This is a genomic window from Streptomyces speibonae, from assembly GCF_984686075.1.
The window spans coordinates 3,619,814-3,634,088 of the sequence record NZ_OZ480260.1; the positions used below are offsets into that span (position 1 = coordinate 3,619,814).

At 73.5% G+C, this 14,275-nt stretch carries 12 protein-coding genes; 7 read left to right on the top strand and 5 right to left on the bottom strand.

Annotation, left to right across the window (positions count from 1 at the left end):
* Window positions 1-91 precede the first annotated feature (91 nt).
* From AC5L3C_RS16280 to AC5L3C_RS16290, 3 genes are all read right to left on the bottom strand, one after another.
* Window positions 92-739: a TetR/AcrR family transcriptional regulator gene (locus AC5L3C_RS16280; RefSeq protein WP_493649620.1), complete on the bottom strand. Its 648-nt coding sequence runs from the start codon at window positions 737-739 to the stop codon at window positions 92-94.
* Window positions 736-1,575 (bottom strand): sugar phosphate isomerase/epimerase family protein, encoded by an 840-nt coding sequence (locus tag AC5L3C_RS16285; RefSeq protein WP_493649621.1) that lies wholly within the window; start codon window positions 1,573-1,575, stop codon window positions 736-738. The genes AC5L3C_RS16280 and AC5L3C_RS16285 overlap by 4 nt, the downstream gene beginning before the upstream one ends.
* Before the next feature lie 82 nt (window positions 1,576-1,657).
* Window positions 1,658-2,590 carry a Ppx/GppA family phosphatase gene (locus AC5L3C_RS16290; protein WP_493649622.1) on the bottom strand — a complete coding sequence of 311 codons (933 nt, stop codon included), beginning with the start codon at window positions 2,588-2,590 and terminating at the stop codon, window positions 1,658-1,660.
* 95 nt (window positions 2,591-2,685) lie between these two features.
* On the opposite strand from AC5L3C_RS16290, the gene AC5L3C_RS16295 reads away from it, so the two are divergent.
* The gene (locus tag AC5L3C_RS16295; RefSeq protein ID WP_493649623.1) at window positions 2,686-3,621 is read left to right on the top strand and encodes a DUF3109 family protein; all 936 of its coding nucleotides are present in this window, start codon (window positions 2,686-2,688) and stop codon (window positions 3,619-3,621) included.
* A gap of 914 nt (window positions 3,622-4,535) precedes the next feature.
* Here the strand turns inward: AC5L3C_RS16295 and AC5L3C_RS16300 are convergent.
* Window positions 4,536-6,302: a BACON domain-containing protein gene (locus AC5L3C_RS16300; RefSeq protein WP_493649624.1), complete on the bottom strand. Its 1,767-nt coding sequence runs from the start codon at window positions 6,300-6,302 to the stop codon at window positions 4,536-4,538.
* A gap of 207 nt (window positions 6,303-6,509) precedes the next feature.
* On the opposite strand from AC5L3C_RS16300, the gene radA reads away from it, so the two are divergent.
* Both radA and disA read left to right on the top strand, forming a co-directional pair.
* Window positions 6,510-7,919 (top strand): DNA repair protein RadA, encoded by a 1,410-nt coding sequence (radA, locus tag AC5L3C_RS16305; protein WP_493649625.1) that lies wholly within the window; start codon window positions 6,510-6,512, stop codon window positions 7,917-7,919.
* A gap of 81 nt (window positions 7,920-8,000) precedes the next feature.
* Complete coding sequence (gene disA, locus AC5L3C_RS16310; RefSeq protein ID WP_493649626.1) at window positions 8,001-9,125, top strand: DNA integrity scanning diadenylate cyclase DisA; 1,125 nt, start codon at window positions 8,001-8,003, stop codon at window positions 9,123-9,125.
* 15 nt (window positions 9,126-9,140) lie between these two features.
* Here disA and AC5L3C_RS16315 read toward each other — a convergent pair whose 3' ends face one another.
* Complete coding sequence (locus AC5L3C_RS16315; RefSeq protein WP_493649627.1) at window positions 9,141-9,995, bottom strand: hypothetical protein; 855 nt, start codon at window positions 9,993-9,995, stop codon at window positions 9,141-9,143.
* Between the two features lie 953 nt (window positions 9,996-10,948).
* Here AC5L3C_RS16315 and AC5L3C_RS16320 point away from each other — a divergent pair.
* The 4 genes from AC5L3C_RS16320 to cseB all read left to right on the top strand — a co-directional run bounded on the left by AC5L3C_RS16320 (window position 10,949) and on the right by cseB (window position 14,269).
* Window positions 10,949-11,884 carry an HhH-GPD family protein gene (locus AC5L3C_RS16320; RefSeq protein ID WP_493649628.1) on the top strand — a complete coding sequence of 312 codons (936 nt, stop codon included), beginning with the start codon at window positions 10,949-10,951 and terminating at the stop codon, window positions 11,882-11,884.
* Window positions 11,885-12,227: 343 nt separating this feature from the next.
* Window positions 12,228-12,767, top strand: a complete 540-nt coding sequence (locus tag AC5L3C_RS16325; protein ID WP_125504976.1) for a SigE family RNA polymerase sigma factor — start codon at window positions 12,228-12,230, stop codon at window positions 12,765-12,767.
* Window positions 12,755-13,408 (top strand): hypothetical protein, encoded by a 654-nt coding sequence (locus AC5L3C_RS16330; RefSeq protein WP_493649629.1) that lies wholly within the window; start codon window positions 12,755-12,757, stop codon window positions 13,406-13,408. The genes AC5L3C_RS16325 and AC5L3C_RS16330 overlap by 13 nt, the downstream gene beginning before the upstream one ends.
* A gap of 165 nt (window positions 13,409-13,573) precedes the next feature.
* Complete coding sequence (cseB, locus tag AC5L3C_RS16335) at window positions 13,574-14,269, top strand: two-component system response regulator CseB (RefSeq protein WP_125504977.1); 696 nt, start codon at window positions 13,574-13,576, stop codon at window positions 14,267-14,269.
* Window positions 14,270-14,275: the final 6 nt, after the last annotated feature.

Here is a 14,275-nt window from a genome sequence, read left to right on the forward strand (position 1 = left end):
GGCGGGACAAGGTGTCCGGAATACGGGACGAATGTCTCAGTGCCGCCCGGCAAGGCAGCGCCACGCGGGGGCGGTTCCCACCCGGACGGCGTCAGCGGCCGGTCAGGTGGCCCTGCACCACGGGCGCCACGCGGCGCACGATCTCCTCGGGGTTCACCGAGGCCAGCGGCTCCACCTTGATCACGTAGCGGATCATCACGATGCCGACCAGCTGGGCGGCGGCCAGTTCGGCGCGCAGCTCCGCGTCCGCCGCGTCGATCCGGCCGGCGACGCGGCGCAGCAGCTGGCCGGCGATCAGGCGGCGGAAGACCGCGGCGGCCGTCTCGTTGTTCACGGCGGAGCGGACGATCGCGAGCAGCGGGGACCGGGTGACGGGGTTCTCCCAGAGCCCGATGATCAGGCGGGTCATCTGCTCGCCGATCTCCTCCACCGGGCCCTCGGAGATCGTGTCCCGCACGGCGAGCGCCGGAGCGAAGGCGACCTCGACGGCGGCCTCGAACACCTGCTCCTTGGTGCCGAAGTAGTGGTGCACCAGCGCCGGGTCGACCCCGGCCGACTTGGCGATCCCCCGCACGGACGTCTTGTCGTACCCCCGCGCGGAGAACTCCTCGCGGGCCGCGTCGAGGATGCGGTCCCGGGTGCCGGCCGCTTCCGTACGAGGCGGGCGGCCGCGGCGCCGCGTGGTGCCGTCGCCCCGCGCGGAGGCGCCCGGACCGTTGCTCGCGGTGAGGCCGGTCACCGGCGGGGCACCCGGATCGTGGAGGAGTCGGAGGCGAGGTGGAGACGCGTGAAGGCCAGCGCCTCGGCCAGATCGGCCTCCCGCTCCGCGCTCGACATGGCCCGCCGCGTGTTGACCTCGATGACGACATGGCCGTCGAAGCCGTTCGACGCGAGGCTTCCCAGCACCTCCGCGCAGGGCTGGTCGCCGCGGCCGGGGACGAGGTGCTCGTCCTTGGCCGAGCCCTTGCCGTCGGCGAGGTGCACATGGCCGAGACGGTCGCCCATGCGGTCGATCATCCGCAGGGTGTCGGTGCGGGCGGTCGAGGCGTGGCTGAGGTCGATCGTGAAGTGGCGGTAGTCCTCCTTGGTGACGTCCCAGTCGGGGGCGTAGGCGAGCATCTCGCGGTCGCGGTAGCGCCAGGGGTACATGTTCTCCACGGCGAACCGCACGTCCGTCTCGCCGGCCATCCGCCAGATGCCCTCCACGAAGTCGCGGGCGTACTGCCGCTGCCAGCGGAAGGGGGGATGGACGACGACCGTGCCGGCGCCGAGCTTCTCGGCGGCCGCCTGGGCCCGCTGGAGCTTGGTCCAGGGGTCGGTGGACCACACGCGCTGCGTGATGAGCAGGCAGGGCGCGTGGATGGCCAGGATGGGGATGCGGTGGTAGTCGCTGAGTCTGCGCAGTGCCTCGATGTCCTGGCTGACCGGATCGGTCCACACCATGACCTCGACGCCGTCGTACCCGAGGCGCGCGGCGATCTCGAAGGCCGTCGCCGTCGACTCCGGGTAGACGGAGGCCGTCGACAGGGCGACCTTCGCATCCGGGATGCGGACTACGTCCCTTGGTTCTGCCACGAGCCTCAGGTTACGGGGTGGGGTCGGGTGGATGCGGGGTGCCCGCTGGCCGTTGTGGTGAGTGCCATAGGCGCGTGCCGCGCTACACCTGACCCATGTGGTCCAGGCGGCGGAGGATGACGCCCTCCCTCAGGGCCCAGGGGCAGATCTCCAGGCGTTCGATGCCGAACAGGTCCATCGCGCCTTCCGCGACCAGGGCCCCGGCGAGCAGCTGCCCCGCGCGGGCCTCGGAGACGCCGGGGAGCTCGGCGCGCTCGGAGGCGGTCATGGCGGCGAGCCTGGGCACCCAGGCCTCCAGGGACTCCCGTTTCAGCTCGCGCTGGACGTAGAGGCCCTCGGCGGAGCGGGCCGCGCCCGCGAGCCGGGCGAGCTGCTTGAACGTCTTGGACGTGGCCACCACGTGGTCGGGGGCGCCCAGGCGGCTGAAGTCACCCACCGTGCGGGCGATCTCGGTGCGCACATGGCGGCGCAGCGCGCGGACGTCGTCCGGCTCGGGCGGGTCGCCGGGCAGCCAGCCGGCGGTGAGGCGGCCGGCGCCGAGCGGCAGCGACACCGCGGTGTCGGGCTCCTCGTCGAGGCCGTAGGCGATCTCCAGGGAGCCGCCGCCGATGTCGATGACGAGGAGTTTCCCGGCCGACCAGCCGTACCAGCGGCGGGCGGCGAGGAAGGTGTGCCGGGCCTCCTCCTCGCCGCTGAGCACCTGGAGCTCGACGCCGGTCTCCTCGCGCACGCGCGCGAGGACGTCGTCGGCGTTGCCCGCCTCGCGCACGGCGGAGGTGGCGAACGGCAGCAGTTCCTCGACGCCCTTGTCCTCCGCGGCCTGGAGCGCCTCGTGGACGACCTCGATCAGCTGGTCCACCCCGTCGGGGCCGATGGCTCCGCCGTCGTCGAGGAGCTGGGCGAGGCGCAGCTCGGTCTTGTGCGAGTGGGCGGGCAGCGGGCGCGCGCCGGGGTGCGCGTCCACCACGAGCAGATGCACGGTGTTCGAACCCACGTCGAGGACTCCGAGTCTCATGTACAGAACGCTACTGCCCGCAGCGCGCCGTGTTGGCCGGTCTGCGGTGGCCGAGCCGGTCCCGTTCCCCGGTGCGGGCGGCTTACCCTGGTCGGGTGCCAAAGACGAAAAAGGCGAAGGACGAAAAGGCGGACAAGAAGGCCAAGCGGGACAAGAAGGCCGGACTGGTCGCGGATTCCTCTTCGCGAGTGACAGCACCGCAGTTGCCGGGGCAGGCGCCGGCGGACGACGAGAAGAGCCTCGATTTCGCTCGCGCATGGGTGGAATTTCCTGATCCGGCGGACAACGAGCAGGTCTTCCGCTGCGATCTGACATGGCTGACCTCTCGTTGGAACTGCATCTTCGGCAGCGGCTGCCAGGGCATCCAGGCCGGCCGCGCGGACGACGGGTGCTGCACCCTGGGTGCCCACTTCTCGGACGAGGACGACGAGAAGCGGGTCGCCGAACATGTGGCGAGACTCACGCCCGACATCTGGCAGCACCACGACGAGGGCCGGCGGGGCGGCTGGGTCGCGGAGGACGAGGACGGTGAGCGTCAGACGCGGCCGTTCCAGGGCTCGTGCATCTTCCAGAACCGGCCGGGGTTCGTGGGCGGCATGGGGTGCTCGCTGCACATCCTCGCCCTCAAGGAGGGCCGCGAGCCGCTGGAGACCAAGCCGGACGTGTGCTGGCAGCTGCCCATCCGGCGGACCTACGACTGGATCGACCGGCCGGACGACACACGCGTGCTGCAGGTGTCGATCGGTGAGTACGACCGTCGCGGCTGGGGCCCGGGCGGCCACGACCTGCACTGGTGGTGCACGTCGGCCACCTCGGCCCACGGCGCCGGGGACCCGGTGTACGTCTCCTACCGCGCGGAACTGACCGAACTGATGGGCAAGGCGGGCTACGACCGCCTGGCGGAACTGTGCGAGGAACGCCTGGCGTCCCAACTGCCCCTGCTGGCACCGCATCCGGCGGATCCGGCGAGGCAGGCGGATTCGGCGGGTCCGGCGGACCAGGCGGATGCGGCGGGCCGGCCGGGCGCCTGACGCGGGGCGGACGGCACGCGGCGCGGGCCGGTGACAGCGCCGCGCGGACGCCGCCGCGTGCAGGGGCCGGGGTGTCCCTTCTGCGGCAGCCGCGGCACCCGCACGGCGAAAGCCACGCCGCCGCTCACGCCCCGGCCCGCCGGGGGCACCTGGCACGGGGGCGCATAGCGCCTGTGCTTGCGGTAAGGGCACATGACGCCGAACCCTCCGGCGCGACGCCTGACGCCGACCCGTCCGAGGGACGGGGTGCCCCTGACACCCGAGCCCGACGCGGCGCGACGCCGAGCGTCCGACGCGGGTGCCTGACGCGGGGCGTTCGACGGCTCCTGGCGCTCTGGAACGCCGGGAACCGGCCGTGCGGACCTCCGGCACCAGCCGCAAGGAGCGCGGCCCCGCTCCCCCCACGCCGACCGGCCGACACAGAAGCGCCTGATGCCGCCCGCGCATCCGGACCCCGGGATCCCGACGCGAGGCGTTCAACGGCTCCTGGCGCTGTGGAACGCCGGGAACCGGCCGTGCGGACCTCCGGCACCAGCCGCAAGGAGCGCGGCCCCGCTCCCCCCACGCCGACCGGCCGACACAGAAGCGCCTGATGCCGCCCGCGCATCCGGACCCCGGGATCCCGACGCGGGGCGTTCGACGGCTCCTGGCGCTGTGGAACGCCGGGAACCGGCCGTGCGGACCTCCGGCACCAGCCGCAAGGAGCGCGGCCCCGCTCCCCCCACGCCGACCGGCCGGCACAGAAGCGCCTGATGCCGCCCGCGCATCCGGACCCCGGGATCCCGACGCGAGGCCGTCCCGATACGGCGGTGCGCGGGGCGGGGCAGTCCGCGTCGGCCCACGGCCCCTCGGGGGTCCGGCACCGAGCTGCCAGGGCGCGGCCCGCTCCCCAACCGACCGGCCCGGCTGAGGGCCTACTCCGCGGGTGGGGGTGTTTCGGAGGTTTCCGGGGTGGGGGTCACCGGGGTGCTGGGGGTCGGGCCGGTGGGGGTGGGGCCGTCGGTGGTGGGCTCCGGGGTGGGTGAGGGGGGCGGGTCGCTCGGTGCGGGCTCCGACGGCGGCGGGGTCGTGGGGGTGGGGTCAGGGGCGGGTGACGACGCGGGAGGGGCGCTCGGGGTGCCCGGATGCGCGGTGCCCGGGGCGCCGGGGTGGCCGGAGGGCGAGGCGGGGACCGAAGGGGCGGGGCCGTAACCGTCGATGGTCACGGCCGAACCCGCCGGGGAGATCGCCACCGTCGCGCGCCAGGGGCCGGACGGCTCGCGCAGCTGGTCGACGTAGACCCGGACGGTCACCGACTCGCCGGGGGCGAGGGTTCCCGACGACTCGCTCAGGTAGAGCCAGGACGCCTCCGTCGCGGCCGACCAGTGGACCGGCCGGGCGCCCGTCGCCGTCAGGGTGATCAGCGTCGTGTCGCCCCTGTGTCCGGCCGTGACGGCCAGTGTGGCCGCGCCCCTGTGTCCCGCGCCGCCGGTGCCGACGACCTCCACGGACACGTCCGCCCCGCCGTCCTCGTCGAAGCGGGGGCTCGGGCGGGTGCCCGCGTTGCCCGTGTTCTCGTAGCCGGCGCCCGCCTCCTCGCCGTCGAGGTCGACGGTGCCGCCGTCCTCCCGCGCGGAGGCCGAACGGCCGTCCTGGGCCTCCCCGACCGGCGTGCCCCGGTAGGCGGCCCACAGCGCGAGCACGGGCGCGGCGACGACGGTGGCGACGACGGTCGTCGTCATGACACGCGCGCGGAGCCGGTTCCGGCGCGCGACACGGTCCTTGGGGTCCACGGGGAAGCCGCGCCGGTCGAAGCGGGGCGCGGCACCGCGCGCGCGTGGGTGATGCGCGATGGCGGTGCGCAGGGCCGCTGCAGGCACCGGCAGGACGGGCAGGGCGTCCGGGGTGACGCTGGTGCCGGGCCAGCGGCCCGGAACGGCCCGCTCGGCGGTGCGGCGGCAGCGCGGGCAGTCGTCGACGTGCCGGACGAGTTCGCGGCGCAGGGTCGTGCTGAGCACCAGCCGCCGGTCGCCGGTGAGATGCGCCACGCCCGGACAGGTGCCGGTCTCGACGACGGCGAGCGCCGCGCGGGTGCGTTCCACCTCGCAGGCCGCGGTGGCGAGCAGCTCACGCGCGGCGGCCGGTTCCCTGCCGAGCACGGAGGCGACCTCATGGGCGGCGAGGTCGTGGCGCACGGCGAGTTCGAGCGCCTCGCGCTGCTCCGGGGTGGTGCCGGCGGCCTCCGGCCACGCCAGCTCGGCCAGTTCCCGGCGGCGCCGCTCCCGCACCTCCTCGGAGACGGCCGGGGCGGCGGGCGTCCCGGCCTCCCGCCGGCGGCCCGCGCGGCGGCCCGCGCGGCGTCCGCCGTGCGTGGCCTGGCCCCGCTGCCTGGACTCCGCCAGCCGGCGCAGACACGCCCAGCGGGCCAGGGCGTACAGCCAGGCCCGGCGGCTTCCCAGCTCCTCCGGGACGTGCCGGCCACGGCGCTCGGCGAGCGCGAGCACGTCGGCCAGGGCGGCGATCGCCGCGTCGTGGTCGCACAGCACGGACAGGCAGTAGGTGAACAGGCCGTCCAGATGGGCCTCGTAGCCGGGGGCGGGCCGCTCGGCCAGGGTGCGTGCGGCGCCGCGGTCGCGTACTTCCCGGTGCGCCCGGCGGGTTCCGGTCGTGCGGGTCGAGGTGTGCGCGCCACTGCTTGTCATCCGGCGACCGTAGGGGGCCCGGGGCGGCCCCTTCCGGAGCCCTGCGCACTTTTAATCCGTACGGGTGAAACGATCCCTCAATCGGGGACAGGAACCTTTCACCGCACGTGAGCCGCGCCGCGACCGCGCCCGCAGCCGCGCCGCCCGGCCCGGCGGAACGAGGGTGCGGGATGCCCCGCTGTCAGAGGCTGCCGCTACCTTTTCCGCATGGCTGCCCGTACGAAGACCACCAAGGACCGCCCGTCCTTCCGCTGCACGGAATGCGGCTGGCAGACGGCCAAGTGGCTCGGCCGCTGCCCCGAGTGCCAGGCATGGGGGACGGTCGAGGAGTACGGCGCGCCCGCGGTCCGTACGACGGCGCCCGGCCGGGTCACCACCTCCGCCCTGCCCATCGGCCAGGTCGACGGCCGTCAGGCCACCGCCCGGTCCACCGGCGTGCCCGAGCTGGACCGGGTGCTCGGCGGCGGGCTCGTGCCCGGGGCCGTGGTGCTCGTGGCGGGCGAGCCGGGTGTGGGCAAGTCCACGCTCCTGCTGGACGTCGCGGCCAAGTCGGCGAGCGAGGAGCACCGCACGCTGTACGTGACGGGTGAGGAGTCGGCGAGTCAGGTCCGGCTGCGCGCCGACCGCATCCACGCCATCGACGACCACCTGTATCTCGCCGCCGAGACGGATCTGGCCGCCGTCCTCGGCCACTTGGACGCGGTGAAGCCGTCCCTGCTGATCATGGACTCGGTGCAGACGGTCGCGTCCCCGGAGATCGACGGCGCCCCGGGCGGCATGGCCCAGGTCCGCGAGGTGGCGGGCGCGCTGATCCGCGCCTCCAAGGAGCGCGGGATGTCCACGCTCCTTGTGGGACATGTCACCAAGGACGGCGCGATCGCCGGACCGCGCCTGCTGGAGCACCTGGTGGATGTCGTCCTGCACTTCGAGGGCGACCGCCACGCGCGGCTGCGCCTGGTGCGCGGCGTCAAGAACCGCTACGGCACCACGGACGAGGTCGGCTGCTTCGAGCTGCACGACGAGGGCATCACGGGTCTCGCGGACCCCAGCGGACTTTTCCTGACCCGTCGTGACGAACCGGTCCCGGGCACGTGTCTGACCGTCACGCTGGAGGGCCGCCGCCCTCTGGTCGCCGAAGTACAGGCGCTCACCGTCGACTCGCAGATCCCCTCCCCCCGGCGCACCACGTCCGGCCTGGAGACCTCTCGGGTGTCGATGATGCTGGCGGTGCTGGAACAGCGCGGCCGGATCAGCGCCTTGGGCAAGCGGGACATCTACTCGGCGACGGTCGGCGGGGTGAAGCTCTCCGAGCCGGCCGCCGACCTGGCCGTCGCGCTGGCGCTGGCGTCGGCGGCGAGCGACACCCCGCTGCCGAAGAACCTGGTCGCGATCGGCGAGGTCGGCCTCGCGGGCGAGGTGAGACGCGTCACGGGCGTCCAGCGCAGGCTCGCCGAGGCCCACCGTCTGGGCTTCACACACGCGCTGGTTCCGGGCGATCCGGGCAAGGTTCCGGCGGGAATGAAGGTGCTGGAGGTAGCGGACATAGGGGACGCTCTGCGCGTGCTTCCGCGCTCGCGTCGCCGAGAGGCCCCGCGGGAGACGGAGGACCGCCGGTAGACTTTGCCCAGGTCTCGCCCGTCCGTACGAACCGAGTGCGCGAAGCGGGGGCGCCCCAGAACCTGCGACCGGAGGAGTGCAGTGGCAGCCAACGACCGGGCAGCAGCTCCCGGAAAGTCCGGTGGGAGTGCCGGTTCCGATGGCCTGATGCGCGCCTCGCTGAGCGCCGTGGCACCCGGCACCGCCCTGCGTGACGGCTTGGAGCGCGTACTGCGCGGCAACACCGGCGGTCTCATCGTGCTCGGTTCCGACAAGACCGTCGAGACGCTGTGCAGCGGCGGCTTCGTGCTGGACGTCGAGTTCACCGCGACCCGGCTGCGGGAGCTGTGCAAGCTGGACGGCGGCATCGTGCTGTCGTCCGACCTGTCGAAGATTCTGCGGGCGGGCGTCCAGTTGGTGCCGGACCCCACCATCCCCACCGAGGAGACCGGCACCCGGCACCGCACCGCCGACCGCGTCTCCAAGCAGGTCGGCTTCCCCGTCGTCTCGGTGTCCCAGTCGATGCGCCTGATCGCGCTGTACGTCGACGGCCACCGGCGGGTCCTGGAGGACTCGGCGGCGATCCTGTCCCGCGCCAACCAGGCGCTGGCCACCCTTGAGCGCTACAAGCTCCGCCTCGACGAGGTCGCCGGAACGCTGTCGGCACTGGAGATCGAGGACCTGGTGACCGTCCGGGACGTGTCGGCGGTCGCGCAGCGGCTGGAGATGGTACGCCGCATCGCCACCGAAATCGCTGAGTACGTGGTCGAACTGGGCACCGACGGTCGTCTCCTCGCCCTCCAGCTCGACGAGTTGATCGCGGGCGTGGAGCCGGAGCGCGAACTGGTGGTGCGGGATTACGTGCCCGAGCCCACCGCCAAGCGCGCCCGCACGGTCGAGGAGGCCCTGCACGAGCTGAACGTGCTCACGCACGCGGAGCTGCTGGAGCTGTCGACCGTGGCCCGTGCGCTCGGCTACACCGGTTCGCCGGAGACCCTGGACTCGGCGGTGTCGCCGCGCGGCTTCCGGCTGCTGGCGAAGGTGCCGAGGCTGCCCGGCGCGATCATCGACCGTCTGGTGGAGCACTTCGGCGGTCTGCAGAAGCTGCTCGCCGCCAGCGTGGACGATCTCCAGACGGTGGACGGCGTCGGCGAGGCCCGCGCGCGGAGCGTGCGCGAGGGTCTGTCGCGGCTGGCGGAGAGCTCGATCCTCGAGCGGTACGTCTGAGCTTCGAGCGGTACGTCAGTCCGCCTTCAGCACGAAGGACGTCCGCGCCTTCTCGAACCCCGGTGCCTTCGCCTCCACCAGGTACGTCCCCGGCTTCGCCGACCCCGCCTTCGGCGTCGCGCACTCCGGCGCGCTCGCCTTGCGGTCCCACTTCACGGAGTAGGTGATGCTGTCCCCGGCCGGGACCCGGAACACCAGGCTCCGCGCCCCCTTCGGGCAGTCGTCCGACGCCCAGAACGGGTCGTCGTCGCTGGCCTGAGCGACCGTCAGCACCGCGTTCTCAGGGCCGAGATCGATCTTGCAGTCGCCGGCGGAGGTGTTGCGCGCGGTAAGCAGGAACGTGGGCGTCTGACCCGGGTCGTAGGAGTTGCGGGTACTGCGCAGACTCAACTCGACGGCGTTCGCGGAGCAGTTGGGCAGGCCTGAGCCGGATCCGGCCGGCAGCGCGTCGCCCGCGCCGACCCCGGCCGACGTACCGCCCTCGGAACCACCGCCGGCGCTGCCCCCCGCGCCCCCGGCGCCGCCGGAGCCGTCCGGGTCGCCGTTGGCGCCGTCGTCGCCCGAGCCGGACGACGAACCGCCGGAACCGCCGGAGCCCTCGCTGTCGTCGGACCCGCCGCCGCCCGACTCGTCCCGTCCACCGGGCGCCTGGCTGATCGCCGGTCCGGAACTCGACGGTCCCGGCGTGATGGACGGCGCGGGATTCTTGCCGTTGGCACCCGTGTCGCGGTCGTCCCCGCCCCCGCCGCCGGAGACGACGATCCAGGTGGCCAACAACGCCAACAGGGCCAGCACGGACAGCAGTACGGCCCTCCGTCGCCAGTAGATGGAGGAGGGAAGCGGCCCGACCGGATTGCGCAGAGATCCCACGGCGCAAACCTTACGAGAGATCGGCGCGTTAGCTTGCCCCACCCGCCGCTCTGGGCGACAACTTTTCAGGATCATCATCCCGGAAACCGGCCAGTCAGCCTGACTTGCGTCCGGTACCGCAGCCGGTGATCGCTGGGTGTGACCGATTCGGGCGCTCACCTACAGTCTGTGACCGTGGACTTCGGGGGATGGTGCGCGCGTTCGCGATCGCGTCGCTTGCACCTCTGGCCACGGCTGTGCCGTTCCCTTGGGGCGGGCTGTGTCGCGGCGACCGGAGAACTCGCCTGTTCCCGAGCGGCCGTTGGCGCAGCCGTCCACAGTGCCCGGCGAACCCGGGGCGGGGCGGCACGGCGGGTGCACCTGTGTTGGTGCGGGCCGGGGGGGTGTTCGCGCAGCCCGGCGCTTACGGGGCGCCATCGCGCCCACCCTCCCCCACTCTCGGCTTCTCCCCCACTCTCGGCTTCGCTCGAGCGGGAGGTACCCCCATGAGCGGGGGGACCCCCATCGCCCTGGGGGCACCTCCCAGGCCCTTGAGGCACTGGGGGAGGCGACTGCCCGCGGAAGCGGCGAGAGCAAGGCGACTGCCCGCGGAAGCGGCGGGAGCCCAGGAGCGGCTGGTGGCGGAGGTGGCGGGAGCCGGGAGGGCCGGCCGCGGGGTGGCGGGAGCGGGGGGCTGGCTGGGGGGTGGCGGAAGCGGGGGGGGCCGGCCGCGGGAGCGGCGGAAGCCGGGGGGCCGGCCGCGGGAGCAGCGGAAGCCGGGGGGCCGACCGCGGTGGGGGTGGAGAGTGTGGGCCTGGGCGGCTCGAGTCGGTCGGTGGAGAGGAGAGGAGGGGCGGGGCGGGGCGGATCTCTCGCGCGTTGGGGGGTGAACCGTGCTCGTGTGGGTGCTCCTGGGGCTGGGGCCGTGGCGCTCACCCCTTACGTGGGGACCGGCGTGGCAGGATCGAGGGGCCATGACTGCTCCCACGAAGCCCCCGTACGGCCATCCCGCCGATTCCGCGTCCGAGCGTGCTCCCGGTGAGCCGCTGCACTCCCCTGTCATCGACTGGTTCGACGAGCACGCCCGGGACCTTCCGTGGCGGCGCCCGGAGGCCGGCGCGTGGGGAGTGATGGTCAGTGAGTTCATGTTGCAGCAGACCCCGGTGAACCGGGTGCTGCCCGTCTACGAGCAGTGGCTGGCCCGCTGGCCGCGCCCCGCCGGCCTCGCCGCGGAGGCGCCCGGCGAGGCCGTCCGCGCCTGGGGCCGGCTCGGCTACCCGCGCCGCGCGCTCCGCCTGCACGGCGCCGCCGTCGCCATAACGGAACGGCACGGCGGCGACGTGCCGTCGGACCACGCCCAGCTGCTGGCGCTGCCCGGCATCGGCGAGTACACCGCCGCGGCGGTGGCGTCGTTCGCGTACGGGCAGCGGCACGCGGTGCTGGACACCAACGTGCGCCGGGTGTTCGCCCGCGCGGTGACCGGTACGCAGTACCCGCCGAACGCCACCACCGCGGCCGAGCGCCGGCTGGCCCGCACCCTGCTGCCGGAGGACGCCCCGACCGCCGCGCGGTGGGCCGCCGCCTCCATGGAGCTGGGCGCGCTGGTGTGCACGGCGAAGAACGAGTCATGCCACCGCTGCCCGATCGCCGCCCTGTGCGCCTGGCGGCTCGCGGGCAAGCCGGCCCACGACGGCCCGCCCCGGCGGGGTCAGACCTACGCGGGCACGGACCGTCAGGTCCGCGGGCGGCTGCTGGCCGTGCTGCGGGAGGCACCCGGGCCGGTCCCGCAGACCGCGCTGGACCGGGTGTGGCACGAACCGGTGCAGCGCGCCCGCGCGCTGGACGGTCTGGTCGCCGACGGACTCGTGGAGCCCTTGCAGGGAGGGCTGTACCGGCTGCCGCTGGCCTGATCCGGGGCAGCCGCCGAGCCCTCACCCGAGCCCCACCCCGAGGGCCGCTCCGGGACCGCTCCTGGGCCGCTCCCGTTCACTCCCGTCACTCCTGTCCCGGCCCCACAATCGGCCATAACCGGTCAAGGCCACCCCAGTCGGGCAGCCGCTTTACCCGCTTTCTTCTTCCGTTACACAACCGACGGACAGCCGAGGGCTGCCCGCAAGCTCCAGCGGACAGCGCCGTGACAACGCCTCCGTACCTTCAATCGCGTGCTCGACAAGGAGCACGACGAGCAAGGGTCACAGGCAGTGCGACCGGTCCGCGCGGGCGGCCGGGACGGGGATCGGGAGGCGGTTCACCATGGCGCAGGGCGAGGTGCTCGATTTCGAGGAGTACGTCCGCACGCGGCAGGACGCGTTGCTGCGCAGCGCCCGCCGCCTGGTCCCGGACCCCGTGGACGCGCAGGACCTGCTCCAGACCGCGCTGGCCCGGACGTACGGCCGCTGGGAGACCATCGAGGACAAGCGGCTGGCCGACGCCTATCTGCGCCGCGTGATGATCAACACGCGCACGGAGTGGTGGCGGGCCCGCAAGCTCGAGGAGGTGCCCACCGAGCAGCTCCCGGAGCCCTGTGTGGAGGACGCCACCGAGCAGCACGCCGACCGGGCCCTGCTGATGGATGTCATGAATGTGCTCGCCCCGAAGCAACGCAGTGTCGTGGTGCTGCGACACTGGGAGCAGATGTCCACGGAGGAGACGGCCGCCGCCCTCGGCATGTCGGCCGGAACGGTCAAGAGCACGCTGCACCGGGCGCTCGCCCGGCTCCGCGAGGAGCTGGAGGCACGCGATCTGGACGCACGGGCGCTGGAGCGTGAGGAGCAGGAGCGTTGCGCGGCCTGACCGGCCCGAGGTCCGCACGGACCCGGTCCACCGCCAGGGCGGCGACCACGGCGACGGCCGTGGTCGCCGCCGTCGTGCTGTTCGCCGGCGGTTGCGGGACGGGCGGCACCGGCACCCGGGACGAGGGCCCGGCGCACGGGGACTCGATGGCGAGCGCGGCCGCGCCGGTCGCGCCCTCGCAGACCCCGCACGAGGTCGACGTCAACGCGGTGCGTCTGCTCAAGGCGGACCCGGCCGTCTCCGTGGAGGTCAAACGGGAACTCAAGCCGTGTGTGGCCGACGAGTACCCGGTCGACGTGAGCTACGGCAACCTCACCGGGGGAACCTCCGACGACGTCGTGATCAACGTGCTGACCTGCGGGGACGCGGTGGGCGTCGGCTCGTATGTGTACCGCGACCAGGATGGCGCGTACGTGAACGTCTTCGCCTCCGAGGACACCCCCGTGTACGCGGAGATCGACCGTGGGGACCTGGTGGTGACCAAGCAGGTGTACGACCGCGGCGACCCGGTGACGAGTCCCTCCGGCGAGGATGTGATCACCTACCGCTGGGCCTCGGGCCGGTTCGACGAGCAGTACCGCACGCACAACGACTACGGGCAGGTGGCGGGGGCGCAGCCGTCGCCGATGCCCGAGGGCTGAGACACGGCACCTTGGAATGAACCGCGGGGCCGCCCCGTCCGATGAAGGGGGTGAACCTTTCGCGCGCCTCACGCGTTCGCCGGTCGGGCGACAAGCGGCCCGGGGCGGACCGGGAGGGCCGCGCCCGCACCCACACGAGACCACACGAGGACTGAGAGCACCGGGATGGCAGACCAGACCCACGTTCTGTTCGTCGAGGACGACGACGTCATCCGCGAGGCCACCCAGCTCGCCCTGGAGCGGGACGGCTTCGCGGTGACCGCGATGCCCGACGGGTTGTCGGGCCTGGAGGCGTTCCGCTCCGACCGGCCCGACGTCGCGCTGCTCGACGTCATGGTCCCGGGGCTCGACGGGGTCAGCCTGTGCCGGCGCATCCGGGACGAGTCGATGGTCCCGGTCATCATGCTGTCGGCGCGGTCCGACGCCATCGACGTGGTGCTGGGGCTGGAGGCGGGCGCCGACGACTATGTGACCAAGCCGTTCGACGGGGCCGTCCTGGTGGCCCGCATCCGCGCGGTGCTGCGGCGTTTCGAGCGGGCGGGCGGCACCCGGGAGGAAACCGCGCCGGACGCCGGGGGCGTCCTGGCCTTCGGCGAACTGGAGATCGACAGAGAGGGCATGGAGGTGCGCAGAGCCGGACGGCAGGTGGCGCTGACGCCGACCGAGATGCGGCTGCTGCTGGAGTTCTCCTCGGCTCCGGGCACCGTGCTCTCCCGGGACAAACTGCTCGAACGGGTGTGGGAGTACGGCTGGGGCGGTGACACCCGGGTGGTGGACGTCCATGTGCAGCGGCTGCGGACCAAGATCGGCCAGGACCGTATCGAGACGGTCCGCGGCTTCGGCTACAAGCTGAAGGCCTGAGCAAGC